22 protein-coding genes and 3 pseudogenes are annotated in these 26,758 nt (G+C 71.6%); 13 read left to right on the forward strand and 12 right to left on the reverse strand.

Translation table 11 applies throughout. The features are described from left to right. The first annotated feature begins 89 nt into the window (after positions 1-89). On the forward strand, positions 90-863 hold the full coding sequence (locus tag OG472_RS41410) for a DUF4190 domain-containing protein (protein WP_401613379.1): 774 nt from the start codon (positions 90-92) through the stop codon (positions 861-863). 833 nt (positions 864-1,696) lie between these two features. Then, on the forward strand, positions 1,697-2,023 hold the full coding sequence (locus OG472_RS41415; RefSeq protein WP_362237378.1) for a GYD domain-containing protein: 327 nt from the start codon (positions 1,697-1,699) through the stop codon (positions 2,021-2,023). A gap of 422 nt (positions 2,024-2,445) precedes the next feature. On the opposite strand, the gene OG472_RS41420 is transcribed toward OG472_RS41415, so the two are convergent. Beyond that, positions 2,446-2,568 carry a hypothetical protein gene (locus OG472_RS41420; protein WP_405942995.1) on the reverse strand — a complete coding sequence of 41 codons (123 nt, stop codon included), beginning with the start codon at positions 2,566-2,568 and terminating at the stop codon, positions 2,446-2,448. A gap of 309 nt (positions 2,569-2,877) precedes the next feature. Here OG472_RS41420 and OG472_RS41425 point away from each other — a divergent pair, with 309 nt between their 5' ends. Together OG472_RS41425 and OG472_RS41430 are read left to right on the forward strand one after the other, a co-directional pair. After that, a complete protein-coding gene (locus tag OG472_RS41425) occupies positions 2,878-5,061 on the forward strand; it encodes a hypothetical protein (protein ID WP_405942996.1) in 2,184 nt (727 codons plus the stop codon). A 583-nt stretch (positions 5,062-5,644) separates the two neighbouring features. Beyond that, positions 5,645-5,824, forward strand: a pseudogene (locus OG472_RS41430) (IS5/IS1182 family transposase); the annotation flags it as partial. 203 nt (positions 5,825-6,027) lie between these two features. Here OG472_RS41430 and OG472_RS41435 read toward each other — a convergent pair. After that, positions 6,028-7,188 (reverse strand): IS701 family transposase, encoded by a 1,161-nt coding sequence (locus OG472_RS41435; protein WP_405943246.1) that lies wholly within the window; start codon positions 7,186-7,188, stop codon positions 6,028-6,030. Positions 7,189-7,305: 117 nt separating this feature from the next. Continuing rightward, positions 7,306-7,455: pseudogene (locus OG472_RS41440) on the reverse strand (IS5/IS1182 family transposase); the annotation flags it as partial. Positions 7,456-7,663: 208 nt separating this feature from the next. On the opposite strand from OG472_RS41440, the pseudogene OG472_RS41445 reads away from it, so the two are divergent. After that, positions 7,664-7,915, forward strand: a pseudogene (locus tag OG472_RS41445) (transposase); the annotation flags it as partial. A 234-nt stretch (positions 7,916-8,149) separates the two neighbouring features. Here OG472_RS41445 and OG472_RS41450 read toward each other — a convergent pair. Further along, entirely contained in the window at positions 8,150-9,814 is a 1,665-nt protein-coding gene (locus tag OG472_RS41450) for a beta-1,3-glucanase family protein (protein WP_405942997.1), read from the reverse strand. Between the two features lie 111 nt (positions 9,815-9,925). Further along, on the reverse strand, positions 9,926-11,182 hold the full coding sequence (locus tag OG472_RS41455; RefSeq protein WP_405942998.1) for a family 16 glycosylhydrolase: 1,257 nt from the start codon (positions 11,180-11,182) through the stop codon (positions 9,926-9,928). A gap of 691 nt (positions 11,183-11,873) precedes the next feature. On the opposite strand from OG472_RS41455, the gene OG472_RS41460 reads away from it, so the two are divergent. Further along, positions 11,874-12,848 carry an L-threonylcarbamoyladenylate synthase gene (locus tag OG472_RS41460; RefSeq protein WP_401614558.1) on the forward strand — a complete coding sequence of 325 codons (975 nt, stop codon included), beginning with the start codon at positions 11,874-11,876 and terminating at the stop codon, positions 12,846-12,848. Between the two features lie 99 nt (positions 12,849-12,947). Here OG472_RS41460 and OG472_RS41465 read toward each other — a convergent pair whose 3' ends face one another. From OG472_RS41465 to OG472_RS41475, 3 genes are all read right to left on the reverse strand, one after another. Then, positions 12,948-13,589, reverse strand: a complete 642-nt coding sequence (locus tag OG472_RS41465; RefSeq protein WP_405942999.1) for a carbonic anhydrase — start codon at positions 13,587-13,589, stop codon at positions 12,948-12,950. A 422-nt stretch (positions 13,590-14,011) separates the two neighbouring features. Beyond that, on the reverse strand, positions 14,012-14,497 hold the full coding sequence (locus OG472_RS41470; protein WP_405943254.1) for a transposase: 486 nt from the start codon (positions 14,495-14,497) through the stop codon (positions 14,012-14,014). 6 nt (positions 14,498-14,503) lie between these two features. Then, positions 14,504-14,989 carry a MarR family winged helix-turn-helix transcriptional regulator gene (locus OG472_RS41475; RefSeq protein WP_405943000.1) on the reverse strand — a complete coding sequence of 162 codons (486 nt, stop codon included), beginning with the start codon at positions 14,987-14,989 and terminating at the stop codon, positions 14,504-14,506. A gap of 127 nt (positions 14,990-15,116) precedes the next feature. Between OG472_RS41475 and OG472_RS41480 the strand changes: the two genes are divergently transcribed. Together OG472_RS41480 and OG472_RS41485 are read left to right on the forward strand one after the other, a co-directional pair. Then, complete coding sequence (locus OG472_RS41480) at positions 15,117-15,527, forward strand: organic hydroperoxide resistance protein (RefSeq protein WP_030770995.1); 411 nt, start codon at positions 15,117-15,119, stop codon at positions 15,525-15,527. Between the two features lie 76 nt (positions 15,528-15,603). Next, positions 15,604-17,259, forward strand: coding sequence for an FAD-dependent monooxygenase (locus OG472_RS41485; RefSeq protein WP_405943001.1), 1,656 nt, complete (start codon positions 15,604-15,606; stop codon positions 17,257-17,259). Between the two features lie 95 nt (positions 17,260-17,354). On the opposite strand, the gene OG472_RS41490 is transcribed toward OG472_RS41485, so the two are convergent. Continuing rightward, positions 17,355-17,720 carry a DUF6204 family protein gene (locus tag OG472_RS41490; protein WP_401614550.1) on the reverse strand — a complete coding sequence of 122 codons (366 nt, stop codon included), beginning with the start codon at positions 17,718-17,720 and terminating at the stop codon, positions 17,355-17,357. Between the two features lie 173 nt (positions 17,721-17,893). Here OG472_RS41490 and OG472_RS41495 point away from each other — a divergent pair, with 173 nt between their 5' ends. Both OG472_RS41495 and OG472_RS41500 read left to right on the forward strand, forming a co-directional pair. Next, entirely contained in the window at positions 17,894-19,177 is a 1,284-nt protein-coding gene (locus OG472_RS41495) for a VWA domain-containing protein (protein ID WP_405943002.1), read from the forward strand. After that, positions 19,177-19,983, forward strand: a complete 807-nt coding sequence (locus OG472_RS41500; protein WP_405834434.1) for a hypothetical protein — start codon at positions 19,177-19,179, stop codon at positions 19,981-19,983. The genes OG472_RS41495 and OG472_RS41500 overlap by 1 nt, the downstream gene beginning before the upstream one ends. 74 nt (positions 19,984-20,057) lie before the next feature. Here OG472_RS41500 and OG472_RS41505 read toward each other — a convergent pair whose 3' ends face one another. After that, complete coding sequence (locus OG472_RS41505; protein WP_405943003.1) at positions 20,058-22,664, reverse strand: serine hydrolase; 2,607 nt, start codon at positions 22,662-22,664, stop codon at positions 20,058-20,060. 223 nt (positions 22,665-22,887) lie between these two features. Between OG472_RS41505 and OG472_RS41510 the strand changes: the two genes are divergently transcribed. After that, the gene (locus OG472_RS41510; protein WP_319731561.1) at positions 22,888-23,553 is read left to right on the forward strand and encodes a lysophospholipid acyltransferase family protein; all 666 of its coding nucleotides are present in this window, start codon (positions 22,888-22,890) and stop codon (positions 23,551-23,553) included. Here the strand turns inward: OG472_RS41510 and OG472_RS41515 are convergent. Beyond that, positions 23,550-24,275 (reverse strand): hypothetical protein, encoded by a 726-nt coding sequence (locus OG472_RS41515; RefSeq protein WP_405943004.1) that lies wholly within the window; start codon positions 24,273-24,275, stop codon positions 23,550-23,552. The two genes, OG472_RS41510 and OG472_RS41515, sit on opposite strands and share 4 nt — an antisense overlap. A gap of 126 nt (positions 24,276-24,401) precedes the next feature. Further along, a complete protein-coding gene (locus OG472_RS41520; protein WP_401614538.1) occupies positions 24,402-24,833 on the reverse strand; it encodes a GNAT family N-acetyltransferase in 432 nt (143 codons plus the stop codon). Positions 24,834-25,033: 200 nt separating this feature from the next. Between OG472_RS41520 and OG472_RS41525 the strand changes: the two genes are divergently transcribed. Both OG472_RS41525 and OG472_RS41530 read left to right on the forward strand, forming a co-directional pair. Beyond that, positions 25,034-25,450: a YciI family protein gene (locus OG472_RS41525; protein ID WP_401614536.1), complete on the forward strand. Its 417-nt coding sequence runs from the start codon at positions 25,034-25,036 to the stop codon at positions 25,448-25,450. Beyond that, the gene (locus OG472_RS41530; RefSeq protein WP_401614532.1) at positions 25,447-26,724 is read left to right on the forward strand and encodes an RNA polymerase sigma factor; all 1,278 of its coding nucleotides are present in this window, start codon (positions 25,447-25,449) and stop codon (positions 26,722-26,724) included. The genes OG472_RS41525 and OG472_RS41530 overlap by 4 nt, the downstream gene beginning before the upstream one ends. The last annotated feature ends 34 nt before the right edge of the window (positions 26,725-26,758 follow it).

Here is a 26,758-nt window from a genome sequence, read left to right on the forward strand (position 1 = left end):
CCCCGGGTGCCGGGCGTAGCGTAGGAGGGGCAAAAGCCACCGGCCGGCTGTTCGTTGCGTCTCATCCTCTGCACAAGGAGGGTCCGCGCATGTCCAGACCTCCGCAACCACCGTCTCCCCCCGAGCCCGATCCGCAGTGGGGGCCGTACGGGCGGCCGGGGCAGGCCGGTCCGTACGGCGGGCCGCAGGGGTGGAACGCGCCGCCACACGGACCGTTGCCGTCGCCGAAGACCAACGTGCTGGCCATCGTGGCGTTCGTCCTGTCGCTCACCTGCATCCCGCTGCTCGCGCTGATCCTCGGCTTCATCGCCCTCAAACAGATCCGCGAGCGCGGCGAGCAGGGCAGGGGCTTGGCCATCGCGGCCATCACCATCAACTGTGCGGCCATGCTGCTCGCGCTGGCCGTCGGGGTCACCGGTGTATTCGTGGACGGCCCGGAGCGCGACAGCACTGGCAAGGTGACCGAATCGGGCACCAGCGAGGTGGCGGACATCCGCGTTGGGGACTGCTTCAACACGGATGACAGCCTGAAGGATTACGACAAGGAAGAGGCAGAGGCCGCCTTCACGGTGACCATCGTGCCCTGCCAACAGGCCCATGAGGCGGAGGCGTACGCCGTCTTCGACCTGGACGAGGGGCCGTACCCGGGCAAGGAGAAGATCATCTCGATCGCTGACGAGAGGTGCGGAGGCACGACGCTCAACGACTACGTGGGCGGCGCCGCGAAGATACCGTCGAACCTGGAGAACTACTACTACTACCCGAGGTCCGGCAACTGGGACGCCGACGACCGCCGTGTCACCTGCTTCCTGGGCTACCCCGGCGGCACGAGCACCGGCTCGGTCCGCGCCACCGGTTCCTGAGCCGCCTCAGCCGAGGATCCGGCCCACGGGCTGACCGGTCACGTGGGCGATGGTCTCGAAATGCCGGGCCGGGCGGGCCCCGCGGCGGGTGCGGCGAAAGCCGTCAGCGACCTCGAGCAGCGGCATCCGTCCACCGCAAGCCCGGCCCCGACAGGGTCGTCAGCGCGCGACGTCTGCCCGGACACGGTTTCGACGCCACATGACCGCCGCCGCGGCCCTCTTCGAAGTGGTCGACGACACCGTCCGCTACCGCGCGGCTGGGCGAACCCCTCCACGAACTGCGCCAGCACCTCGACGTACAGATCCACCGGACGCAGGCAGACGTCGTCACCAGGCCGGCCTCAGCCCGCCGCACCACCCAGGGGGCGGCGGCCGCCATCTGCCAGCCGGCGGCGGAGAGCCGGTACGCCGTGGGCCCTGCTCCGGTTCACACCGGGAGAGGGCAAGCCACGGGCCAGGTGGAGCAGCGCGGCTGCATGTGGCGGGTGGGCGTGGTGGGATCTGCGGGGTGAAGGATCCCTTTCGCCCCGGCTGGAGGGCTCCTGGTGGCGCCGCGACTGCATGGCGACCTGGTCCTCGACGGCTCGTCGTGTGGGATCCGCATGCGGGCCGACTGCCGTCCGAGGCGTTACAACGCTGCCCCGCGCCCCGGCGCAGTACGACAGGTGCCAGTGCTTGCAGCCCTCGTAGCGGTTGGGCTGGCGGCCTGCTCACCCATTCGCCCTGGGCCTTGCCGGTCATCGTCCCAGACTGTTCGGGCGAACCGCGTTCCAACCCGTCCCTTCTCCCATCCGGCGGGGGCAACCATTGGCAGGACGAAAGGGAGCCACACGATGCCGCTCTATCTATCGAGGTTCAGTTACACACCGGAGACTTGGGCGAGGCTGACCGTCCACCCCGAGGACCGCACAAAGGCCGCTCAGGCGTACATCGAATCCGTCGGTGGAAAGCTCCACGGCTTCTGGTACGCCTTCGGCACGCACGACGGCTACAACCTCTGGGAAGCTCCGGACAACGTGTCCATGGCCGCGGTTGCTCTGGCGATCAGCGGAGGTGGCGCGCTCAGCTCGTTCGAGACGACCGTTCTCCTGAGCGTCGACGAAACGCTGGATGCCCTGCGCAGGACCCAGCAAATCCAGTACCGGGCTCCTGGCGGGTAACGTCCCGCGAGCAGAACCTGCCGCCTCAGCGGGACAGCGCCCGGTTCGATCACATCCACGACATGGTTGATCTGTTCCGACTGACCAAGCACCTCATGCGCGCCTCCAATCTGGCGGGCAGTGGCAGCTACGGCCGCGACGGCCGGTGACTCCCGAGGGCTGTGCGAGTACATCCGGGGCGCCCTCGAAGGGTGGGTGCCCCGGATGCTCGGCGTGCATGTCCACCGGTCGGTGTTCGGGCCGGCCGGGGTGGCGCGGCTGGTCTGCGCGGTCGCGGACGCCGTCGAGCTCACGTTGCTCCCCGGCGACGGTGCGACCGCGCGGGCCGTACGGCCGTCGCCGTCGGCCTGCGCGTGCCCGTCGCCTTCTGACATGGATAGGAAGGCGGGGTGCGGCAAGGGGTCCCCTGCTCGCCTCCGCGTTCAGCGGCGTGCGCGCCATGTGCCGTAGAGGGCGGCTACGGCGCTGATGACGCCGGCGAAGCCGGCTTCGCCGACGGTGAGGTAGGTGCCGGCGCAGGTGGCGAGGAGCGCGACCAGGACCACGGCGTCGGGGACGCGGTGCGTCCTGGTTTCGGGGTCCGGTCCACGGGTGGTGGGGGGGCCGGTCGGGGTCGGGGTCGGGTGACTGTGGGGTGGTGCCGGTGGTGGTCATGACTCCAGGAGAGCTGCTCTCCTGCCGGGTTCCCAGTGATTCGTACGGGCCCGCCCGGACCCGGACGACCCTCCGTTTCGGCAGGTGGAGGTCGGGCTGGTTCCGGACGGGTCGAGGCGTTCGGAACCATTCGGAGCGTTCCGCATACGTACGGTCTTACCGCCCTCTAGCGTGGCTTTTCCGCACAGGCAGGGGGTTTGATGGCAGTCGAAGAACCTGGGGTCGAGCCGCAGGACCGCGAGGCGATCGAGGCTTACGAGGCCGCATTGGCCGTCTTCGCTGAAAAGCTGAACCGCCTCCACATATCCGGCGGCTCCCCCTCCTACGCGACCGTCGCCTCTGCCTCGGTGCGGCCACGCCTGACCACTACAGGCCTGTACGAGATGCTCACCGGCAGACGCCTGCCACCCCTTGAGTCGCTCCTCGAGTTCGTCCGTATCGTCACCGCCCCGCGCGGCTTGGACAAGCCGGCCGCCGAGAAGTTCCGGGCCGATACCGCGCTCGTCGACGAGTGGCGCGGGGACTGGCAGGACGTCAAGCTGGCTCAGCGCCGGGCCCAGTGGGCGAGCAAACGCCGGCAAATTACGGGCCAGCAGACTCCCGACGATGTCGTGCCACTCGTTGAGCCGGACGCGAACGACACCGTAGCCCTGTTGCAGGGCGGTGCCCAGGCAGATCCGCCTGTGCGCTCCGAGGCCCCGCCGGAGGACCGGCGCCCCGAGGCCCCCGTGCAGAAGCCTGAGGTTCCGGAGCAGGGCAATCCTGTGACAGCCCCGGACCGGGGTTCGCAGGACGCGGAGCCGTCCGACCCGCAGGACCCGAAGAAGGCATTGGTTTCGGAAGGCACCGGTCGGGGCCGGCCGTCCTGGCTTACGCGCCGGCTGACCGCGGTGACCGCGCTGGTATCGGCGGGCGCTTTGATCGCGGGCGGCCTGTGGTGGCACGCAGAGGACGGGAAGGCTAAGGACGCCGCGGAGCGCGCACACCGGCAGCAGCTGGAGGCGCAGGAACGCAAGGTCCATTGCGGCACCAGGAATCCGGCATTGACGACCACGCCGGACGGATGTGCGGGGATCACCGATGGGAGTGACGGGCCCGGCATCCTCGGTCCCGGGTTCGAGCCGGCTCTGACGGTGCTCAACGCCGAGAACACGGCCGTGGAGAAGACCGACGGCTATGTCACGGTGGCGCTGATGGGGCCGCTGACCCAGGGCCCGGGCAGCCTGACCGGCGACCGTGCCGTGCACGAGGTCGAGGGAGCCCTCATCGCCGTACGCAAGGCGAACGAGGGCAACGCCTACCCCAAAATCCGGCTGGTGCTGGCCAACATGGGCTCGGACGAAACGCACTGGCCCGGCGTCGTCGACCAGCTCAAGAAGATGACCGGCGCGACCGGCCCGCTCGTCGCGGTGACCGGGATGGGCCTCAGTCAAAAGGAGTCGATCGACGCCGCGCGGGCACTGTCGGCGGCAGCCATCCCGATGGTCGGCGACGTCATCACCGCAGACGGCTTCGACACCACCGGCAGCATCGACGCCGGTGCCAGGATCGAGGGACTGGTACGCGTCTCCCCCAACTCCAGCGCGCAGCTGCAGGCGATCAGCCAGGAACTCTGCAAGCGTCCCGAGTTGAAGACCGCTGCCCTCGTCAGCGCCCCGACCACCCCCGCCGGAACACCCGACTTCTACTCGAACTCCATCGAAAAGGCAGCTCAGAACCCGGCGACCGGACTCCTGCCGTACCTCCAGGCGGGAGGCATCTCCTTCAACTTCGACGTCCGCGGAGGTGCTGCGCAGACCAGCCTCGGCACCATCAGCAAGAACCTCTGCGGCAAGGTCACACCCGACGTGGTGATCTACGCAGGCAGAGCGACCTTCCTGCCCACCTTCCTCGAGAAGCTGCACCAGCGGCAGTGCCGCACCACCCCCATCACCGTCGTCACCGGATCCGACGCGGCCACCCTGGACCGCAAGCTGCCCGCCCTGAACGACCCCGAAGCACCCATCTCGGTCCTCTACGTTCCCCTCGCCGATCCCGGCCAGCTCGGCGACAACACCAACCCCGACCACAGCCTCTACCAGGACTTCGCCGACGAATTCATCCGTGACCACCACGGCCAGAGGTTCGACCCGGGCCACCTGGCCAGCGGCTGGGCAGTCATGGCCCACGACGCGATCGTCACCGCGACCCTGGCCATCCGCAACGCCGTCGACCCACCCCAGAAGCCGCCCACCGTCTACGCGGTCAGAGCACAGCTCTACCTCTTCGACACCACCAACGTCATCGAAGGAGCCAGCGGCATCTTCCGCATCGACCCGCAGACCGGCAACCGGAAAAGCACCCACACCCCCCAGGTGGTACGCCTGGGCACCCCGAGCACCTGACTGCACAGCACACGAACCCCGCTGGGCGGCCCCCACCGTCCAGCGGGGTTCGTATGCCCGGCATGCCCGGCATGCCCGGCATAGGAATCTCCGCCGGTCATGGCAGCAGCCGTGACCATGCCCCGGGCCCGGCCAATGCCTGCGGAGATGATGCCCCGTCCGGCTTCCCCGGACGGGGCCTTCTTCTGTCAACCGGGGGGGGCGGACATCTCCGGAACCGCACGGTCTCGAACAGGTCGCCAGAGGCCGCCGTCCCATGGCGTGCCGCCCTCCGGGACTCGTGCCGCGCCGGCGGGCTTGCCGCCGGCCGGGCGCCGCAGCCCACATGAGACGTGCGCCGAGGAGAACGGTGAGAAGTGCGAGGGTCGGCAGCGCTCCTGCCCTGCCGCGCGGGTGAGCCGTATGGTTCGGCCGGGCGGCCCGGTCCGGCTCCTGCGCGTTCTCGTCGTCCTGGTGAGGGAGAGGCGCGGGAGGGGCGGCCGGTGCGCGCAGGGACGGTTCGCCGTACACGGGGGCGGGGAGAGGGCCGGCGGTCCACTCCTCGTAGCCCCATCCCGGGCATGGGGCTACGGCTTCCACGCGACAACGCGGCGAAAGCTTCTGCCGTCTCGACTACGCGGTCTATCGGCGGCGCAACGTTGTCGAACGCTGCTTCGACAAGCTCAAGCAGAACAAGGCCCTCGCCACCCGCTACGACAAACGAGCCCGCCACTACAAAGCCCTGGTCACCCTCGCCGGCCTGCGACTATGGCTCCCCACCTGACATTGCGGACACGCTCTAGTACTGCAACGGTGCTTGCTGTGACGGTTGGGCAGTTTCTGGTGGTGTGTGGCCGCGTCGTCTGTAGTGGCTGACGCGGGCTTGGTGTTGTCGTCTGCGTCGCCAGTGTGACCAGTGCAGGACGTGGTCGATGGTCGGGCGGGGCCGGGTGAGCCGGCTGATCAGGCGTCGGAGTTCAGGCAGGCTCAGGGGTATGAGCTGGGAGGATCCGTTTCTGCTTTGCCCGTCTCGAGTTCGCAGGCCCGCAGGACGGTGAGGCAGACGTGGGCGGCCATGGCCAGGGTCATGTGGCGGTGCCAGCCGTCGTAGCGGCGGACCTGGTAGTCGTCCAGGCCGCACTCCTGCTTCGCAGTCTGGAAGCATTCCTCGACCGCCCACCGGCTTCCCGCGACGTGGATCAGCTCATCCAGTGTGGTCTCGGCAGGGCAGTAGGTGATGTAGTAGGAGATCTCTTCGGGCCGGCGGACACTGCGGCGGGCGATCACCCAGTGTCGGCGGTCTTCGCGGTGCCAGGGCCTCACCTCGACCCTCGCCCAGTCGTAGACCCGCGGACCATGGGCCCCGTTCCCGCAGGAACGGCGTTTCCATTTCTGCCTTGGCAGCCCGGGGAAGAGGTCGTGGACGGGGTGGTCGATCGCCCAGCGGGTGACGACGGTGTCGTGCCGGGTGGTGGCCATGACATGGAAGACATCTGCCCGCTCGAGCTCGGACCGCCAGCTTTTGGAGAAGCCGTAAGCGGCATCCGCGGTCACCCACCGGAACGGAATCCGGCCTGTGATCGCCCGGTGGACCATGGCCTTGGCCATCACCACCTTCGTCTCGAAGGCGACCGTGTCCTCAATGCCGGCAGCCCGGCACCGTTCCCGGTCTTCCGTCCATGAGGTGGGCAGATACAGGCGGCGGTCGATCAACGTGCGGCCCCGGCCGCCGGCATAGGCGAGGAACACTCCGATCTGGGCGTTCTCTGTCCGGTCGGCGGTTCCGGAGTACTGGCGTTGGACCCCGGCGGAGCGGACACCCTTCTTGAGGAATCCGGTGTCGTCAACGATCAGCACCGCTTCCGGGTCTCCGAGGTGCTCGACGACGTAGTCCCGCACGTCGGCCAGGACCTCATCGGCGTCCCAGTCGATCCGGTTCAGCAACCGATGGATCCGGTCCGGACCCCCATGCCCGGCCTCCTCGGCAAGCGTCCAGCCGTTCTTCCGCTCCAGCGGAGCTATCAGTCCTCGCATATAGGCAAGAGCCGACTCCCGTGGCTCCGACCTGGAGAAACGATGCAGGAACCGCTCATGCAAAGCCTTCAGTTCACCAGCCCACAACCGGGCATCTGCAAGTTCCCCACCCATGACCTGAACAACGACGGACCTGCCCAACCGTCACGGCAAACACCGTTGCAGTACTAGGACGGCCTCCCTCCCGCCTGTACCGCCCGCCGCGCCCCAGCAGCCGACGATGTCCTCCTGGCCCTTGTCGCCGATCACTCTCGCCGGTCGGGTGCGGGGCCGGCCGGGCCCGCACCGTTTCATCCGGATGCGGGCCATGACCAGATCGAACTGCGTGCAGTCGTTGACGTTCCCGCCGGTGATCGTGAACGCGAGGGTGCGGCCCCGGCCTGTTCCGGCGCTGGCAGCGGGACTGCACCTGGGCTCGGATCCTCACCCGGCTCCAGGCCGAGGCGGACGCCAAGGGCCTGATCACCTGGGAGGTCAACGTCGACTCCATCGTCTGCCGGGCCCACCGGCACGCCGCAGGTGCTGCGAAAAGGGGGATCTCCCAAAGGAGCCGCCCGGTGGCGTCTTCATCGAGCCGGCCGACCACGGCCTCGGACGCTCCCGAGGCGGCCGGACCAGCAAGATCCACCTGGCCGTCGAGCAAGGGCAGAAGCCTTTGTCGGTGGTGATCACCGCCGGACAGCGGGGCGACGCTCCGCAGTTCGAGCCGGTCCTGGAAGCGATTCGAGTGCCCAGACCAGGGCTCGGCAGGCCGCGCAAGCGACCGGACCGTGTGCGGGCCGACAGGGCGTACGACTCACGCGGCAACCGCTCCTACCTGCGCAGACGCGGAATCAAGGCCACGGCGAGCCAAGACCTGCGCCTGCTCGGATACGTCGATCCCTGCGACGGCACCGTGTTCAACCGGTCGCGGCTCAGAGTCCTCATCCCCGAACTCCGGCCTTGGGGACAGCTCAGCCGCCGAAGAAGCCGAGGCGGTGCACAAGATCCTTGCTGTGACTGCTCAAGTCGAGCGCAAGGCTCACCGGTATCTCGTCTTCAACGGCGACTGACGACGCCTCTTCCACAACAGGCGTTATGCGAAGGAGAACCAGTTGACGTTGACGAAGTCGGAGGACTGGCCGCTGTCGAAGGTCAGATAGACGTCGTGGGTTCCGGTGGTGCGGCGGATGTCGGCAGGGACGGTGCGCCAGGCCTGCCAGCCGCCGGTGTTGGCGACGGCGAAGCCGCCGACCGGGGTGGCTGTGGGGCTGTCGAGGCGGACCTGGACCAGGCCGCTGACTCCACCGGCGGCCCCGGAAGCGACGCGGGCGTCGAAGCGGGTGGCGCCGGTGGAGCCGAAGGCCACGGCCGAGAACTTGAGCCAGTCGCCGTTGGACAGATGGCCGACGGCGGATCCGCCGCCGCCGTCGGAGCAGGCCTCGACCTGTGCTCCGGACTGGGCGTTGAATGCCTCGGCCTGGATGGTGGTGAAGGCGCTGCCCCCGCCGCCCGAGGCGGTGGCGGTCGGCGTGGGGGTTGGTGTGCCGCCGCCGGCCACACCGCCGACCGTGATGGTCCAGCGGCCGGGGGTGCCGGACTGCACCTTGCCCTCGAAGTCGACTCCGGCCGGGTGAACGTCGTCGTACGGGAAGGCGTACCCGAGATGGTCGGGGGTGGTGTTGTGCAGGATGCGGGCGTAGTGGTTGGTGCGCGGCCGGGTGTAGAAGGAGGCGGGCTTCTCGGCGGTCGGCTGGTGGGGGTTGTCCAGCAGGGTGGTGCGGTTGAAGGCGGCGGCGAGCCGTGCGCTGAGATTGCCCATCAGGTCGTTGCCCGTGGTGAAGGGCGCGTCGCTGCAGGAGAAGATCGAAAGGGTGGACGGCTTGGCGAAGCTGCCGACTCCGGGGAAGGCGAGGACGTCGCCGTTCACCCGGCCGGTGACGGTTCCCCAGGTGAACTGGGTGTCGATGCGCAGGTCGGTGGAGCGGTACTTGTTCCACACCTCGTCCACGTAGCCGTCGAAGTAACCACGGAACAAGGCGCTGTTGCCGCGGATTGCCAGGTTGGGGCTGAGCGCGCGCACGTCGCGGCCGCCCGCGGTGACGATCAGCCGGCTCCAGTCGCTGCCGTCGGCGGCGGACTGGGCCCGCAGTGCGGCGGCGACCCGGGACAGTCCGTCGGCGGGCAGCCCGCGCACCGTCTGGGTGCCCTGCCCGGTCTCCAGTTGGAAGGCGATCGGCAGCGAGACCATGTCGACGAACGTGATGTTGGCGTACAACTGGTCGCTGTTGAAGGTGAATTCGCAGAAGTCGTGAGCGACGTTCACGTTGGGGTCGGTAGGGTTGCTCACCGATGGCAGGGCCAGACCGCCGCCGCGGTTCACCAGGAAGGTGAGCTTCGTGCCGACGGAGAAGTAGATACGGCCGCTGTCCAGGCGCGGCAGCGTCACCCTCCGCGCTCCGGCGCCGGACTCGTTGAGCGGGATGGCACAGTCGACCCCGAGCGGGGTCTGATCGTTGGCCGGAGCCGGCGGGTGGTACAGGCTGGAGCCGTTGGCCTGGATGAAGGCCCAGGTGCCGCCGGCCGCGGGGTCACGGCCGAGCACATAGGCGTACACCGTGTTGTTGCCGGTGGTGTTCACCAGGTCCAGGGGGAGCGTGGCGGTGGTGGACGCGTTGGCGCTCATCTCGAGCCAGGCTGCCGCGGCGGGCACGGCCAGGGCCAGGCCCGCTGTCACGGCGAGGAGTTTTCTACGGGGCATGGTTCGTTGGTGGCGAGCCGTCACGGTGGGGGTCCGTTCTTCGTGAGGTCGGGCGGGGGAGCGGTCGGACGCAGGGACGGGGGGAGAAGGGAGGGCGGCGGGGCCGGTGGGTCAGCCGACCGTCCACTTCTGGTTGGCGGCGCCGGTGCAGGTCCAGGTCTGCAACCGGGTGCCGTCGGCGGAGGAGTTGCCCTTGGCGTCCAGGCACTTGCCCGCACCTGTGTTGGTGAGGTCACGAGCGGCGGTGTACGTCCACTTCTGGGCGTTGGTGCCGTTGCAGGTGTAGAGCTGGACGACGGCGCCGTCGGCGGTGGAGCCGCCCGCGACGTCCAGGCACTTGCCGAGGGCGCGGACGGTGCCGTCGCCCCCGATGGTCCACTGCTGGGCCGCGCTGCCGGTGCAGTCGTGCAGCTGGATGGGGGTGCGGTCGGCGTCGGAGCCGCCGGCGACGTCGACGCACATGCCGCCGATGCCGCGGATCGGGCGTGCGGCGGGGGCGCCGGCGGAGGAGGCGCGGACATAGTCGACGGTCATCGTCTGCGGGAAGGACGTGGAGGCGTCCGGGCTGCCGGGCCAGTCCCCACCGACCGCCAGGTTGAGGATGACGAAGAACGGGTGGTCGAAGACCCACTTGTTGCCGCCGGTGTCGGTCGGCGTGAGGGTCTTGTACGTGGTGCCGTCCACCGACCAGACGAGGGAGTTCGGGCTCCAGTCGACGGCGAACACGTGGAAGTCGTCGGCGAAGGCGCGGCCGCCGGGCAGGCTGTAGGCGGCGCCGAGGCTGCCCGCTCCGGAGTAGCCGGGGCCGTGCACCGTACCGTGCACGGTGTTGGGTTCGCGGCCGATGTTCTCCATGATGTCGATCTCACCGCTGTTGGGCCAGCCCACGCTGCCGAGGTCGTTGCCGAGCATCCAGAAGGCGGGCCAGATGCCCTGGCCGCGAGGGATTTTGATGCGGGCCTCGAAGCGGCCGTACGCCTGGGTGAAGGTTTTGGCGGTGTTCAGCCGGGCCGAGGTGTATTGGCACTGCCCGTACCAGCAGCCGAGGCCGGCGTCGGTGTTCTTCCGCGCGGTGATGACGAGGTTGCCCTGGCCGTCGAGCGCGGCGTTCGAGGTGCTGTTGGTGTAGTACTGCAGCTCGTGGTTGCCGAAGCCCGAACCGCCGCTCTCAAGCGTCCACTTGGCGGCGTCAGGAGCGCGGCCGGCCGCACCGTCGAACTCGTCGGACCAGGTCTGCGCGACAACTGCGGCACCGGCGTGCGGGGCGACCGAACGGGTGAAGGACATGAGCACCGCCGCGACCAGGGCGGTGGTCACGAGGAGCACCACTCCGCCGAGAGAGCGGCGACGTGCGCGATGAGCAGCCATGGGCATGGTTCCTTGTCTGGGTGGGGAGGAGGGCCAGGCTGGGCGAGTCGTGAAGAGTGACAGGAGAGGAATGAGAGCGCTCTCACGCGTGACGCAATGTCACCCGAGACAGCGAGTATTACGGAGGGGTAACCGTCATGGCAACGTCAGGCGTCACTCTTCGCACGCCTCTGAGCTGCGGTTTTCTATTGCGGCCTTCGGCTTAACGATCTCTTAAGGCTGGCTTGATGCAGAGAAGGTGTGAATCGGAGCCTCACGTGATCGTCGGCCGGACGGCCGCCGCGGGTACTCCGCGCGGCATCCGGACCGCGTGCTCCCGGCCACGAACCCAGCCCCCGCCGATGTTCCTCGTTCATGCGTCGGTGTCCGGCGCCGCGCAGCCCGTCGATCGGTGCACTGGCGTTGGTCCGCGACACCACAGACGCGTCGACGAGCAGCGCCGCCGGCCTCGTGCGGGAAGCCGGGCGACAGGTCCTTCCGGGGGCGAGGCGGGTGTCGGCGCCCAGTGCCCGCGCTCGACCTCCCCGCCGCACATGGGCTGACCGGAGCTGTCCTGGCGGTGATGCACTTGCAGGGCCGGTATGGCCTTCGTACGTTCGGGGTCGCTCGGTGACGACGTCTGCCTTGATGGGTCGTCATGGGCCGGTGGACGCCGGGATGTCGGTGCGGAGCGGGTGAGAGAATCGTGAGCGTGACGACAGGAACGACTGACATCGATACGGCGGCCGGTGTGCTGCGCGCAGGGGGCCTGGTTGCTCTGCCGACCGAGACCGTCTACGGTCTGGGCGCCAACGCCGAGGACGCCGCCGCGGTCGCCCGCATCTTCCAAGTCAAGGGGCGCCCGCCCTCCCATCCGCTGATCGTCCACATCGGCGGCGCGGAGCAGCTGGACGACTGGGTCGAGCACGTGCCCGCCACCGCGCGCCTGCTGGCCGGGCACTTCTGGCCGGGTCCGCTGACGCTGGTGCTGCGGCGAGGCAGCCGGGTGCCGCTGGAAGCGACCGGCGGATTGGAGACGGTGGCCGTGCGGGTGCCCGACCATCCTGTCGCGCTCGCGCTGCTGTCCGTTTTCGGCGGCGGGGTGACGGCCCCGTCGGCCAACCGCTTCGGCTCGGTCAGCCCCACGACGGCCGCCCACGTCCGTGTCGAGCTCGGCGACGCGGTCGACTTCGTGCTGGACGGCGGCCCCTGCAAGGTCGGTGTCGAGTCGACCATCGTGGACGTCACCGATGACGTCCCGAGCATCCTGCGTCCTGGTGGGGTGACGCGTGAGGACCTCGAAGCGCTGCTGGGCCGCCCGCTCGCGGTCCCTTCGGCGAGCCATGTCAGGGTGCCGGGCCAGCATCCGTCGCACTACGCGCCCCGTGCGAGGGTTGTCCTCGTGGCGCCCGAGACGGTCGTCGCCGAAGCGGAACTCGCACAGGAGCGGGGACACCGGGTGGGCGTCCTTCTGCCCTCGGCTCTCGTCGGCGCTCCGGTGAAGGCACACGCCGTGGTGGAGGTCCCCGCCTCGGCGGCCGCCTACGCGCGCGGGCTGTACGGGTTCCTGCGCGAGCTCGATGAGCGGGGCAGTGATCTCATCGTCGCGTCCCTGCCGGTGGAGGAGGGGCTGGGACTGGCGATCGGCAATCGGCTCCGCCGCGCCGCCGGCCCCCGGACCTCCTGAGCGATCGACAGGGACAGCGCTCGCTGCTCCCGGCGGGCTCGGTGCCTCTGTCGTTGGTGCCGGGCTGTGCTGGACGTTCAGGCGGGCCGAGCCGCCGCGTCACGCAACCGCGTCTGCGGGTATGTGCAATCCGCGAGCGGTGACCAGGCGGGCCGTTCCGTCGGCCAGCCGGTACGACAGCCCCACCACGGCGGCCTGACCGGCGTCGACCGCCTGTGCCAGGACGCGGGAGCGGTCCAGCAGCAGGTCCACGGTGTGCCGGATGTGTTCGGCTATGAACTCGGCGTCCTCAGTGTGCCCGGCGGCGCGGGCGGCCAGCACGCTGGGGGTGACCCGTTCGATCACGTCCCGCACGTAGCCGCTCGCCGCTGCGCCGCTCTCGACGGCGGAGCGGGTGGCCGCGACCGCACCACACGCGTCGTGGCCGAGCACCACGACCAGCGGGGCGCCCAGCACGCTCACCCCGTATTCGATGCTGCCCAGAACCTCCGGTCCTTGGACGTGTCCGGCAGTACGGACCACGAACAGGTCGCCCAGCCCGCGGTCGAAGATGATCTCGGCTGCCAGGCGGGAGTCGGAGCAGCCGAAGAGCACCGCGAACGGATTCTGTGCGGGCACGACCTCGGTGCGGCGAGCGGCGTCCTGGTTCGGGTGCTCCGTCGAACCGGCGACGAACCGCCGGTTGCCGGCCAGCAGCATGTCGAAGGCTTCCCGGGGCGTAAGGGCGTGGGTGTCGTTCATAGGCATCAGACTAGGTTCGCGTCTCAGGCGCCGCTCGGTCAGGTCCGGTGGCGGTCGAGGCGTCGGTGGGAACCGGGATCCGGGCCGGCGCCCGGCTGCGGGTACACGGCCTTCGGGCCGGATCTTCGACGCATGACGGAGCCACCGGACGGCGCGGTCGGCTGGGGTGGTCCGGCGAGGCCCTACCGCGATCGTCTGCCCGCGCCCTGGTCGCTTGCGCCTCGGACCGCGCGGACAGGGCGGCGTAGAAGCGCGGCTGTGCGGTGCACATCGGGGCGTCGTCGCCGGGGTGGAAGGCTGGGACGAGCGGTTTGCCGGCTGCTCGGACGGGGTGTGGTCGGTGCGGTGGAAGGTTCCGCCGGCAAGGCGCCCGCCCGGCAGGCGGAAGTCGCTGACGATGTCCCCGATCTTCGGGGTGCCGGTCATGCGGGACCTCGATCGATATCTGGTGCGGGCAGCCTGCCGGCCGGGGGCCGGGTCAGGTGGGAAGGGTCATCAGGAGCAGGGGGTCGGTGGTGGGCCGGGGGGAGCCACCGGCGGGTTCGAGGGTGAGGCCGACGGCGCCCGCGTCGGCGGGTTGTCCGGCTCGCCGACCGGGGCCTCCTTTGCCGGGCCCCGGCGGCGTGCTGGTGGGCACGGATGATGGTGGAGTCGACCGCGACGACCCGGTCGAGGTCGCCTTCGGCGTCGGCCTGGGCGAGCAGGGCGGTGAACACCTTCGCCCAGGTGCCGTCGGCTGCGCACTTCCGCAGCCGGTTGTGGGCACCCTTCCACGAACCGAAGTGCTCGGGCAGGTCCATCCACGGCGTGCCCGTGCGGTACTTGAACGCGATCGCGTCGATCGCCTGCCGGTGATCACGCCACCGCCCACCCCGCCGAGGTGTCCGGTCCCGCAGCAACGGCTCGATCCGGGCCTACGCCTCTCCGGCCTCCCGCGGCACCGCCGCGTCGAGCGCGGCGGTCAGGCGGTTCAGGCGGGTCTGGAGGTCGAGGACCTCGGCGAGCTCGAAGCCGGTCGCGGCCGCGATCCGCCGGGGCACCTCCGCGGCGCGGACGCGCAGCGCGGCGCCCTCCTCGGTCAGGTGGGCACGGACGGAGCGCTCGTCCTCGGTGCTGCGCTCGCGGCGGACCAGCCCGGCCGTCTCCAGCCGCTTGAGCAGCGGGGACAGCGTGCCCGAATCCAGCCGGAGGTGCTGCCCGATCTCCTTGACCGGCAGCTCGCCGTGCTCCCAGAGCACCAGCATCACCAGGTACTGGGGGTAGGTGAGCCCCAGGTCCTTGAGGACGACGCGGTAGAGGCCGCCGAACGCGCGGCTCGCGGCGTTCAGCGCGAAGCAGATCTGGCCGTCCAGGCGCAGGAAGTCCTGGTCGGTGTGGGTCGCGGTCGGCTGCTCGGTCATGACGGCAAGTGTACCCGGGCGAGCTTGCGAGGCATTTAATTGCGCACAACTGAATTGCGTGCTCTACTGGTGGAGCGCGGCCGACCACCGGCCGCCACCACGGTTCATTTCTGCGAGAGGAACTCTCATGGACGCGCTCTACACCGCTGTCGCCACCGCCAACGGCCGCGAGGGCCGCACCGTCAGCTCCGACGGCCAGATCGACCTCGCCCTCGCCATGCCCCCGGCGCTCGGCGGCAACGGGCAGGGCACCAACCCCGAGCAGCTCTTCGCGGCCGGCTACGCCGCCTGCTTCGCCAGCGCGCTCGGCCTCGTCGGCCGCCAGGCCAAGGCCGACACCAGCGAGGTCTCGGTCACCGCGGAGGTCTCCATCGGCAAGGACGGCGCCGGCTTCGGCCTGGGCGTCACCCTGCGCGTCGAGCTCCCCGAGTCCCTGGCCGGCGAGACGGGCGCCCTGCTCGTGAAGCAGGCCCACGAGGTCTGCCCCTACTCCCGGGCCACCCGCGGCAACATCGACGTCGACCTCGTGATCGAGTAAAGATGCCGGACACCCGGCGCGCGGCGACCATGGAGGGGCAACGACCCTCAGGGGGGCCGCACGCCGGGAGGCGCCAGTGGCGCGCACCTATGCAACGGACGTCCTGGTCGTCGGCGCCGGCCCGGTCGGGCTGACCGCCGCCGCCGAGCTCCGCCGGCGCGGAGTCTCCTGCCGGATCGTCGACCGGCTGCCGGCCCGGCTGCCGTTCGCGAAGGCCGTGGGCATCCAGCCGCGCACCCTGGAACTCTGGGACCGCATGGGCCTGGTCCGCGCGGCCCTCGAGGCGGCCGTCCCGATGCGCGGACAGTACATGTACGTCAACGGCATCGAGCAGCCGCGCCTCGACCTCGTCCTGCCGCCCGAAGTGCCCTACGGATTCGCGGCGCTGCCGCAGTACGAGACCGAGCGCATCATCGACGAGTTCCTGGTCCGCTTCGGGACCACGGTCGAACGCGGCACCGAGCTGGTGTCGTTCAGGCAGGACGCCGACGGGGTGACCTCTCGGCTGCACACCCCTTCCGGCGCCGGGGAAGAAGTACGGACCCGGTTCCTGGTGGGCTGCGACGGCGCGCACAGCATCGTCCGCAAGGGGCTCGGACTCAGCTACGAGGGCGGCGCCTTCCCCGAGGAGTACATGCTCGCCGACGTGCGGGTCGACTGGGACGTGCCGCACGGGTACGGCGTGCGCTCCATGCACCGGGGCGGCGACGGCGCGGTCGACGACGTGCTGGTGTGCATCCCGCTGCCCGGCCCGGGCCGGTACCGGATGTCCATGATGGTGCCGCCCGAACTCTCCACAGCCCGGCAGGCCGAGGCCGCCTCCGACGGCATCGCCCACGGCCTGCAGACCAGCCGGGCCCCCGGACTGGCGGACATCCAGACCGTCCTGGACCGGCTGTCGCCGCAGCCGACCACCGCCTCCGACATCCGCTGGTCCTCGGTGTTCCGCATCAGCCACCGGATCGTGGACAGGTACGGGGACGGCCGGGTCTTCGTCGCCGGGGACGCGGCGCACATCCACCCGCCGACCGGCGCCCAGGGCATGAACACCGGTATCCAGGACGCCTGGAACCTGGCATGGAAACTCGCCCTCGCGGTCCGGGACGCAGCCGGCCCCGGCCTTCTCGCCAGCTACGACGCCGAGCGCCGGCCCGTGGGCGAGGAAGTCGTCGGCCGCACCGTGCGGCACGCCGCCCAGGGATTCGAGTCGGACCCGGACGCCCCGGAGACCCTGATGCTGCGCGAGGCCCAACTCCTCGTCGGCTACCGGGGAAGCCCGGTCGTGGACCCGCCCGGTGAGGGCCGCGGACCCCGCCCGGGAGACCGGGCGCCGGACTGCGGCGGGCTCACCGGGCACATCGCCGCCTACCCGCTGCGGCTGTACGACCTCCTGCGGGAGCGCGAGCACCTCCTGCTGCTGTACGGGACCGGGCCCGGCCTCGACGAACTCGTACGGACGGCGGGGGAGTCCTCCGGCGGGCGGGTGGAGGTCTGCATGGTGCTCCCGGCCGACGCCCCGCCCGATGCCCTGCCGGGCGGCCGGGCCGGCGCGACCCCGCTGCCGGTCTACCGCGACGGCCGCGGCGAGTTCGCCCGCCTCTACGCGGCCGACCAGCCGACGGCCTTCGTGATCCGCCCGGACGGCTACCTGGGAGCCCGCCTCACCCCGCCCGCCCCGCAGCCGCTGGCCGCCCACCTCGGAGCCGTCTTCGCCGCGAACGGCGGGGACTGACACGCGAGGCGCGGCGAGGCGCGGCGAGGCGCGGTCGGCGGGCCGAGGTCAGGCCGGGTCAGCCGGGTGAGGCCGGGGCAGGCCCGGGCAAAGGGTCAGGCCCGGCCGTCGGCGCGGGCCGCCTCGCGGCGCCCCCGCTTGCCCAGCGGAGCCTGTGACAGGTCCTGGGCCTGCGACTTCAACTGCTTGAAGCCGTACCCGCGCTCGGTCAGCCAGCCCTCCGCCGCCAGCTCCGCACGGGCCGTCGCATCGAGGATGTCCTCCTCGGTCTCGCCCGATTCGAGGAAGCGGAAGGTGAAGAAGGGACGAGCCGCCAGGTCGTAGGTGAGGTGCCCCTCGACGGTGAACTCGGCGCGCAGCATGTCGTGCTCGGGCGCGGCCGCGAGCAGCTCGGCCCGCTGGTCGTCGGTCAGACCGTCGAACGAGCCGCGGACGGTGATGCGGAAGGTACGGGTGCTCATCCCGGCAGAGTAGGCCGGGCACTGCGCCCCAAGCACCCGGATATCCGCCGTTCCGCACCCGTCCGCCGGCCCGGTCCGCCGCCGGGACCCCCGGGGCAAGGCCGCGTACACCCTGAATGCCACGGCCGGGACCCGGTTTTGGTTTGCCGGACGATCCTCAATACGATCCGGCGATGATCACTAGAAAACGGCTGGCGACCGGGGCGTGCGGCCTGCTCGCCGCCCTGGCCGTCGGGCTCTTCCCGGCGAGCGCCACCGCCGCCGACGGACCGACGGCGAAGGAACCCCCCAAGGTCGACCTCGTCCTGGACGTCAGCGGCTCCATGCGGGCCACCGACATCGACGGCCAGTCCCGGATGGCCGCGGCGAAGCAGGCCTTCAACGAGGTCATCGACGCCGTACCCGCCGAGGTGCAACTCGGCATACGGACCCTGGGCGCGACCTACCCCGGCGAGGACAGGGCGCTCGGCTGCAAGGACACCAAGCAGCTCTACCCGGTCGGGCCGCTCGACCGGACCGAGGCGAAGACCGCCGTGGCGACCCTCGCCCCCACCGGCTGGACGCCCATCGGACCGGCCCTCCAGGGCGCGGCACAGGACCTCGAGGGCGGCAACGCCACCAAGCGGATCGTGCTCATCACCGACGGCGAGGACACCTGCGCCCCGCTCGACCCCTGCGAAGTGGCGCGCGACATCGCCGCCAAGGGCATCCACCTGGTCATCGACACCCTCGGCCTGGTGCCCGACGCCAAGACGAGGGCCCAGCTCACCTGCATCGCCGAGGCCACCGGCGGTACCTACACCTCGGTGCAGCACAAGGCGGAACTCTCCAGCAGAGTCCGCCAACTGGTCGACCGGGCCGCGGACCCGGTCGTCAATCCGGTCGCGACCGAGGGCGCCAAGCAGTGCGAGGGCGCCCCGCAGCTGAAGGCCGGCCTCTACAGCGACCGCGAGACCTTCGGTGAGCACCGCTGGTACCGGGTGGACGTCCTCCCGGGCCAGGAGCTGCGCGCCTCGGTGAGCATCGGCGCCGACCGGGCCGTCAACAAGGACTACGGAGTCCTGCTGCGCGCCACGACCGTCCACGGGCGCGAGATCGTGCGCGGCTCCGAGGCGGGCGACGGACGCACCGACGTCCTCTCGACCGGACTGCGGTACCCGAAGGCCGAGATCGACGACGCCGACGGTGACGGGGACGCGAAGCCCGCGGCGGAAACCGTCTGCATCCAGGTCAGCAACTCCTTCTCGGCTCCCGCATCCGTCAAGACCACCCCGGGCATGCCCGTCGAGCTGACCATCGACCTGGTGGACGGACCCGACGGCACCTCCGACGTGGCCGCGTTCGGCCTCGGCCGCGGCTGGTGGCTGCTGGCCGTGCTGGCGCTCGCCGGACTGCTGGCCGGTCTGGTGTGGGGCTGGATCTCGCGCTGGCGCATCTCCGTCTGGAGGACCAACTGATGCGTACCGTACGCACACTGACCGCCGCCCTGCTCGCCGGAGCCGCCGCCCTCGCGGTGGCGGGTACGGCCGTGGGCACGGCGGTCGCGGACACGCCCTCGGCGAGCCCCACCGCCACCCCGGCCAAGGGCACGGCCGAGTCCGCCCCGACCGAGGCGGGCACCAGCTTCCGTACCGCCGCGGCGTTCCGGCCGGGCCAGAAGGCCACGGCCGGCGCGTCCACCGGCGACTACCTCTACTGGGTGCTGCCGCTCGACGCGCAGCAGCGCGCCACCGTGAAGGCCGCGGTCACGCTGCCCGAAGCGGCGACCCGGCACGGCGCCTCGACCTGGCAGCTCGACGTGTACGACGGACTGCGCCGCCGGCAGGCGTGCACGTACGGCACGCAGAGCGCGACCGCGGCGAAGGAAGCCGCCTCCGTCGAACTGTCCTGCACCCTGCGCACGGTCCGGGCCGGCGCCGAGCCGTGGGCCAACGACCCGCTGCCGGGCAGCTACTACGTCCGCCTGACGGTCGTGGGCCTGCCGGAGGAGGACCTGGGCCTGCCGGTGCGCACGGCCGTCGAGGCCGACGTGAAGGAGACCGGTGGCGTCCACGCGGTGGACGGCGCCCTCTCCACGCCCCTGGTCGCCGGAACGGTGACCGCGTCCCTGCGCGAGCCGGAGGACGGCTGGTCCGGCGGCTGGTGGTCGGACCGCTGGATCTGGACGGTGATGGGCGGGGTGCTCGGAGCCGCCGCGGGCATCTTCGGGTACTCCCTGACGCGCGGTTCGGGCCGGCCGTCGCGGGTGCCGCACGGCGCCTGACCCACCACACGGCGAGGCGGTCGCGGCCCTCGGGCCGCGACCGCCTCTGCCTGTACCGGCTATGACCGGCCGTTCTAGCGCATACGGGTCATGCGCGTGCCGAACGAGGGCTCGGCCATGTCCTTCTCGACGGCCACCGGCACGCTCTTGGCCCCGTCGCCCTCACCGACGGTCAGCGTCGCGACCTCGGTACCGGCCTTCGCGGTGTGCGGCAGCGGCGAGGCACCGGGCGTCAGCGACAGCTTCAGCTGCTGGCCCGGTACGCCGATCACCTTGAGGTCCTTGGTGGCCACGAGCGGCATCCGGCCGCCGAGCCCGTCGTCCAGGTACCCCACCTGCTGGCCCTTGCGGATGACCGGGGCCGACGCCAGTGCCCCCCGTACCGCTTCGATGATCTTCTTGCTGTTGTCCTGCACGAGGATGAGACTGTTCCCGCCGTTCAGGTCCGGGCCGTCCACGTGCTGGTCCATCAACGTGCCGAGGATCAACTGGTCCTTGTTGTCGACCGTCTTGTACGCCGCCCACATCAGGGCCCCGCCGGCGGGTGTGCTGGAACCGGTCTTGATGCCGCGGATGCTGCTGTTGAGCAGGTCGTTGTTGTTGTCGAGCGGCGTGGAAAGCCCCTTGATGGGGGCGTTCGGCAGCGCGACGATCGAACGGAAGACCTCGTCCTTCATCACGGCCTCGGCGAGCTTGAGCTGGTCCGCGGCGGTGCTGACGGTGCCCGCGTCCAGACCGCTGGGGTCCGTGTACGTGGTGTTGGTCATCCCGAGTTCCTTGGCGGCGGCGTTCATCTTCGCGACGAACGCGGCCTCGGAGTCGGTCCCGGTGTCCCAACGGGCCAGCATCCGGGCCACGTTGTTGCCCGAGGGGATCATGAGCATCTTCAGCATGTCCTGCTGGCTGAACTTCTGGCCGGCGGTGAGTCCCACGATCCGGGACTCGTTCTCGGCCTTGCCGTCCGAGACCGTCTTCGCGTCGACCGTGATCTCGGGACCGGGGTCGGCCATGCGCAGCGGGTGCCCCTTGAGGATCACGTACGCCGTCATCACCTTGGCGACGCTGGCCGTCGGGACGGGCTTCTGCTCGCCGAAGGTGCCGACCTCGCCGGAGCCGGAGAGGAGAACGGCCCCTTGGCCCTTGGCGGGCCACGGGACGGAGAACTGCCCGTCGACGGTGCGGGTGGTCTCGGTGGAGACCATCTGCGGGGCGGGCAGGGGGCGCAGCATCTGGGCGGCGACGTAGGCGCCGGCGAGGACCAGCAGGATGGGCGTCCACACCTTGACGCGGCGCAGGGCGGTCCGGCGGGGGGTCTCCGGCGGGGGAGGGGTGTTGGTGAGCTCGGCGAGCAGATCGAGCGCGGGCAGCGGCTGCGCGGGTGCCTCCGGCGGCCGGGACTGGACCCGCGGCTTCGCCTCCGGCGCGGCGGGCGGGGGGACGTCGAGGTCCTTGAGCGCCACGAACTCGCTCGTCTGCTCCGCGTCCGCGTCCGCCCGCGCCCAGGCGGGCACCCTCGGAGATCCGGCGCCGTCCCCGCCCGACGGGACCCGCCGGGGCCTGGGAGCAACGATGACCTGCGTCGCCTCCGCCCCCGCCTCCCCTTCGGGCTCGGCCCCGGCTTCGGCCTCGGCCTCGGGGTGGACTGCGGGTGTCGCCTGGTGGGCGGGCCCGCTTGCGGCGTCGCCGACCGCCTCGGCCCGGGGCTTCGTCCCGGCTTCGGTGTCGGCCGTGGCTCCGGCCGCGGGCTCGGCTGCAGCGTCGGCCCGAGGCGCAGCCCGGGTCTCGGCGTTGGCTGCGGGTGTCGCCTTGTTGGTGAGCCTGGTCGTGGCGTCGCCGACCGCCTCGGCCCGAGGCTTCGTCCCGGCCACAGGCCCGGCCGTAGTGTCGGCTCCGGCCGCCGCCGGGGTTCCGGGCCCGACCTCGGCCTCGGAGTCTGCCCCACCCTCGGTGTCCGCCTCGGCCACGGTCTCGACCGCAGCGTCGGCTTCGGGTTCCGCCTGGACCCCGGGCCCGGCCTTGGCCTCGTTCTCCGGTGCGGCCTCAGCTTCGGGCTCCGCCCCGGCCTCGGCCTCGGGTGCCGCCTGGGTTGCGGGCCCGGTCGTGGCTTCGCCGGCAGCCTCGACTTCCGATTCGGCCCCGGTGTCGGCCTGAGACTCCGCCCCGGCGTCGGTGCCGGCCTTAGCCTTGGCCTCGGGCACCGGCTGGGTTGCAGGCCCAGTTGCTGCGTCACCCGCAGCGTCGACCTCCGGCCCGGCCTTCGCCTCGGCGTCGGCTACGGGCTCGGCTTCACCTTCGACCTCGGCGGCAGGCTCGGCGTCGGCCTCAGGTGCAGCTGCGCCTTCCGGGGCGGGCTCGCCCGCAGCCCCGGCTTCGACATGGTCGTGGGCCTGGGCCATGCCCTCAACTCCGGCCTCCGCCTCCGCCTCGGCCTTCCCCCCGGCCTCAGCCCCGGATTCGTCCCCGGCTTCGGCCCCGCTCTGGACCGCACGGTCGGCTTCGGCTTCGGCTCCGGCCTTGGGGGCTGCCTTGGGGCTGTCGGCCCTGGGCCGGGGGGTGTTGGCCTGCGCCTGCTCGGCGCCCCTGCTGTCGGGGGCGACATCGGGCTCCGTCTCCGGGACGGTGGTCCCCTGCTCGATCTCCGGGTCGTCCGAGGAACCGCCCGCCACCGTTACCGCCTTCATCCCAGCCCCGCCTTGCTGCTCACACCGTTCCGATACTGTGCGGCGGGCCCCGAGGAGCGTCGCCGCACAGGTAGATGTCCGCGGCAGCCCCGCTCGTTCCGTGTGCTTGATCCTGTGACAGTTCGGTCACATTCGATTGAGTACGCCTACTCATGACCGTGTCTCCCCGCCGGTCGACGATGGACCGCACCGCCACCACCGCCGCACTCGAACGGGGCCGTCCATGCTCAGCCGAATCGCCGCCGCCCTCGTCCCCGCCTTCGGGAGGCTGACCGTCACCGCCGACCCGGGCGCGCGGCCCGCCGCCCCCAGCATCCTCGTCGCCAACCACACCTCCCTCGCCGATCCGGCCGTCGTGGTCGCCGCGCTGCGCCGGTACGGGATCGAGCCGGTCATCCTGGCCACCGGCGGCCTGTGGCGCGTACCCCTGCTCGGCTCCGCGCTCCGGCGCGAGGGGCACATCGCCGTCCACCGCGGCACCGCCCGGGCCGCGGACTCCCTGGACGCCGCCGCCGTGGCCCTCGCCTCGGGCCGCAGCGTGCTGCTCTACGGAGAAGGGGGCCTGCCGTCGCGCCGCGACGCGGGGGAGGCGGCCCCGGGCCCCTTCCGCAGCGGGCTGGCCCGGCTCGCCGCCGCGACGGGAGCTCCCGTCGTGCCCGTCGGCCAGGCGGGCGCCCGCCGCCTGTGCTCCGGCAGCAGCGCCAAGCAGCTCGCGGGAGTGGTCACGGCTCCGCTGCGCAGGCCCTGCCTGCACGTTCACATCGGCTCGCCGCTGCACCTCCCGGACCGGGTGCCGGAGGCGACGGACCGGGCCCGACGGGCCGTCACGGCCGCCTGGCGGACCGCCGCGCTCGCAGCCGGGGAAGCGTGCCCGGGAGCCTCGTCCTAGCGGGTGGCGTGCCCGAGGACGACATGGGCGGCGGCCACCCGGTCGGCGTCGGTGTCGATGAAGGACACCACCACCGGGCTGCTGCCCGTCGGCCCGCCGGCGGTCGCCCGCAGCCGGTAGCGCTCGACGCGCACGGTCTCGCGGGCGAGCGGGCCGCCGCCCGTGAACAGGGACAGCGGCTTGACGTCGTTGGCGATGCGGAACTCGGCCGGGCGCCACGCGCCCGAGGCCTGGTCGAAACGTTCCAGCAGGAAACCCGGTCCGCTGCCCGGCCGGTCGCCGGGTTCACCGACCAGCAACTCCATCTGGAAGGCGACCAGCAGGTGCCGGTACTCGGCGGAGTTCCCGTTCCGCAGGGTCACCGTGAACTCCTGCGCGGCGCCCCCGCGTACGAGGGCGAGTCGGCCGCCCCGGGTGTCGACCGCGACGGTCAGCCGGGTCGGCGCCGGGGGCGCCGCCGCCGCCCGGGTCGTGGGCGCGGCCGGTGACGCGGAGGAGCCCGACGGGGAGGCGGGAACGGGCGCGGAGGCAGGGGCCGTGGAGGCTGCGGCGGCCGCCGGCTCCGATGCGGATGCGGACGCCGGCACCTGGGCGGAGGCCGAGACCGAGGCCGCCGCCGGTCCCTCGGCGCTCTTGTCCCCGCACCCCGTGGAACCCGCCAGCAGGACGGCGGTCACGGCCGCGGCGGACAGGCCCCTGCGGGGGCCTCGGGATGCGGACATGAGATCGGTTCCCCCAGGGTCGGTCGGCTTCCGCAGGAACCTAGCAACCACGTGACCGGCCGACGAGCCCGATCGGGCCTCGGGGCGGCGACGGTTCGGTCACGGGAACCGCGCGCTCCGGCCCCCTCAGCCGAGCGGCTTCTCGAAGCTGAAGGCGGTCACGGCCATCCGCTCGCGGAAGTAGAAGCGGTGTGCGTCGGTGCGCTGGGTGCCGGAGTCGAGGGTGAGGGCGGTGCAGCCGGCGGCCAGCGCGTGCCGTTCCAGGTGCGCGAGCAGAGCGTGCCCCACCCCCGCGGAACGGGCGGTGGCGGCGGTGACCAGGTCGTCGACGTAGAGCTTGCGGACCAGGGAGGTGGTGGCGACCAGCCGCCAGCCCGCCGCGCCCACGCACACGCCGTCCGTGTCGTACGCGGCGGTGAAGCGCAGCCCCTGGCCATGCCCTTCCGCGAGGATCCCGAGGAAGAGCTCCTCGGTGAGGTGGGGGCGCAGTTCCCGCAGTACGGGCAGCAGGTCCGCGGTGAGCCGGGGGTCTCCGGGCTCCAGGTCGATGATCTTCATGGGGCCAGGGTAGGCGGCCCTTCATCCGGCACCGGGTCCCGGCCTGCCCCGCAGCAGGGCACAGCCGATCGCGCGGCAGGACACGGCCGTATCGCGCGGCACCGGCCGACGTGTCGAAATGGGAAGGACGGCTCCGACGTCCCATGCGAGAGGCTCCCGACCCCGGAGCCCGTGAGCAGAACAGTGAGGAGTGGCACCCCATGAAGTACATGCTGATGGTGCTCGCGAAGCAGGCCGACTACGACGCCATGTTCGGCAAGGCGAACAGCGGCGGCCCGGCATGGTCCGAGACGGAGCTGAAGGCGATGTACGACCACATGGGCGCCCTGAACGCCGAGCTCGCCGAGTCGGGCGAGTGGGTCGACGGGCAGGGCCTCACCGAACCCCGCCAGGCCCGCCTGGTGACCGTCGGCGCCGACGGTGCCCCCGTGATCTCCGACGGACCGTACGGAGAGGCCAAGGAGGTGCTCGCCGGCTACTGGATCGTCGACGTCCCCGATTTCGCCCGGGCCGCCGAGATCGCCGCCCGCGCCTACGCCTGCCCGGCCCCCGAGGGCGCGCCGAACTACCCGGTCGTCGTCCAACCCGTCGACACCGCCTCGGGAACCGAGATGTGACGACGCCGTCCACCCCCGCCAACGAGGACCTGCTGCGCCGGCTGGCGCCGCAGGTCCTCGGCGCGCTCGTACGCCGCTACGGGCACTTCGACGCCGCCGAGGACGCCGTGCAGGAGGCCCTGCTCGCCGCCGCCCGGCAGTGGCCCGGGGAAGGCCGTCCGGCCAACCCGCGCGGCTGGCTGATCCGCGTCGCCTCCCGCCGCCTCACGGACCAGCTGCGCAGCGAGGACGCGCGCAGGCGCCGCGAAGAGACCGCCGCCGCGCTGACCCCGCGCGACGCGTTCGTCGAGCCTCCACCGGGGGAGAGCCGCGCCCCGGCGGAGGACGACACCCTCGCGCTGCTCTTCCTCTGCTGCCACGCAGAGCTGTCCCCCGAAGCGCGGATCGCCCTCACCCTGCGCGCCGTCGGAGGCCTCACCACCGCCGAGATCGCCCGCGCCTTCCTCGTGCCCGAGGCCACGATGGCGCAGCGGATCAGCCGGGCGAAACGGCGTATCAAGGCCTCGGAGGCGCCGTTCGGCATCCCGCACGACGGATGGGACCGGGGGCGGGACCTCGACCCGGACCACGCCGAGCGGCTCGCCGACGTGCTCCACGTGCTCTACCTGATCTTCAACGAGGGTTACACCGCCACCTCGGGCCGCGATCTGCAGCGCGCCGACCTCGCCGCCGAGGCCGTCCGCCTCACGCGCGCCGTCCGTGCGCTGCTGCCGGCCGACGGCGAGGTGGCCGGCCTGCTCGCCCTCATGCTGCTCACGGACGCCCGCCGCGCCGCCCGTACCGAGCCCGACGGCAGCCTCGTGCCCCTCGCCGAGCAGGACCGCTCCCGCTGGGACCGGGCCGCCATCACCGAGGGGGTCGCCCTCGTCAGCGACGCCCTCACCCGCACCCCGCTCGGGCCGTACCAGCTGCGGGCCGCGATCGCGGCCGTCCACGACGAGGCGGCGAGCGACGCGGACACCGACTGGGCGGAGATCCTCGCCCTGTACGAGGTGTTGATGCGACTCGTCCCCGGTCCCGTGGAGCGCCTGGGCCACGCCGTCGCGGTGGCCATGGTGCACGGGCCGCGGGAGGCCCTCGCCCTGCTCGCCGCGCTGGACGAGGACGACCGCCTCGCGGGCCACCACCGCCTCGAAGCCGTACGGGCCCACCTGCTGGAGATGGCGGGCGACCGTGCGGCGGCGCGCGCCGCCTACGCGAAGGCCGCCGGACTCACCCTCAGCCTCCCGGAGCGCCGGTACCTCCAGTCCCGGGCCGCCCGGATCGCGGAATGAGCGGGGGCGTCCGCATTGCGGACATGGTCCACGG

The organism is Streptomyces sp. NBC_00207, assembly GCF_045160965.1.
In the GTDB taxonomy this organism is placed as follows: Bacteria; Actinomycetota; Actinomycetes; order Streptomycetales; family Streptomycetaceae; genus Streptomyces.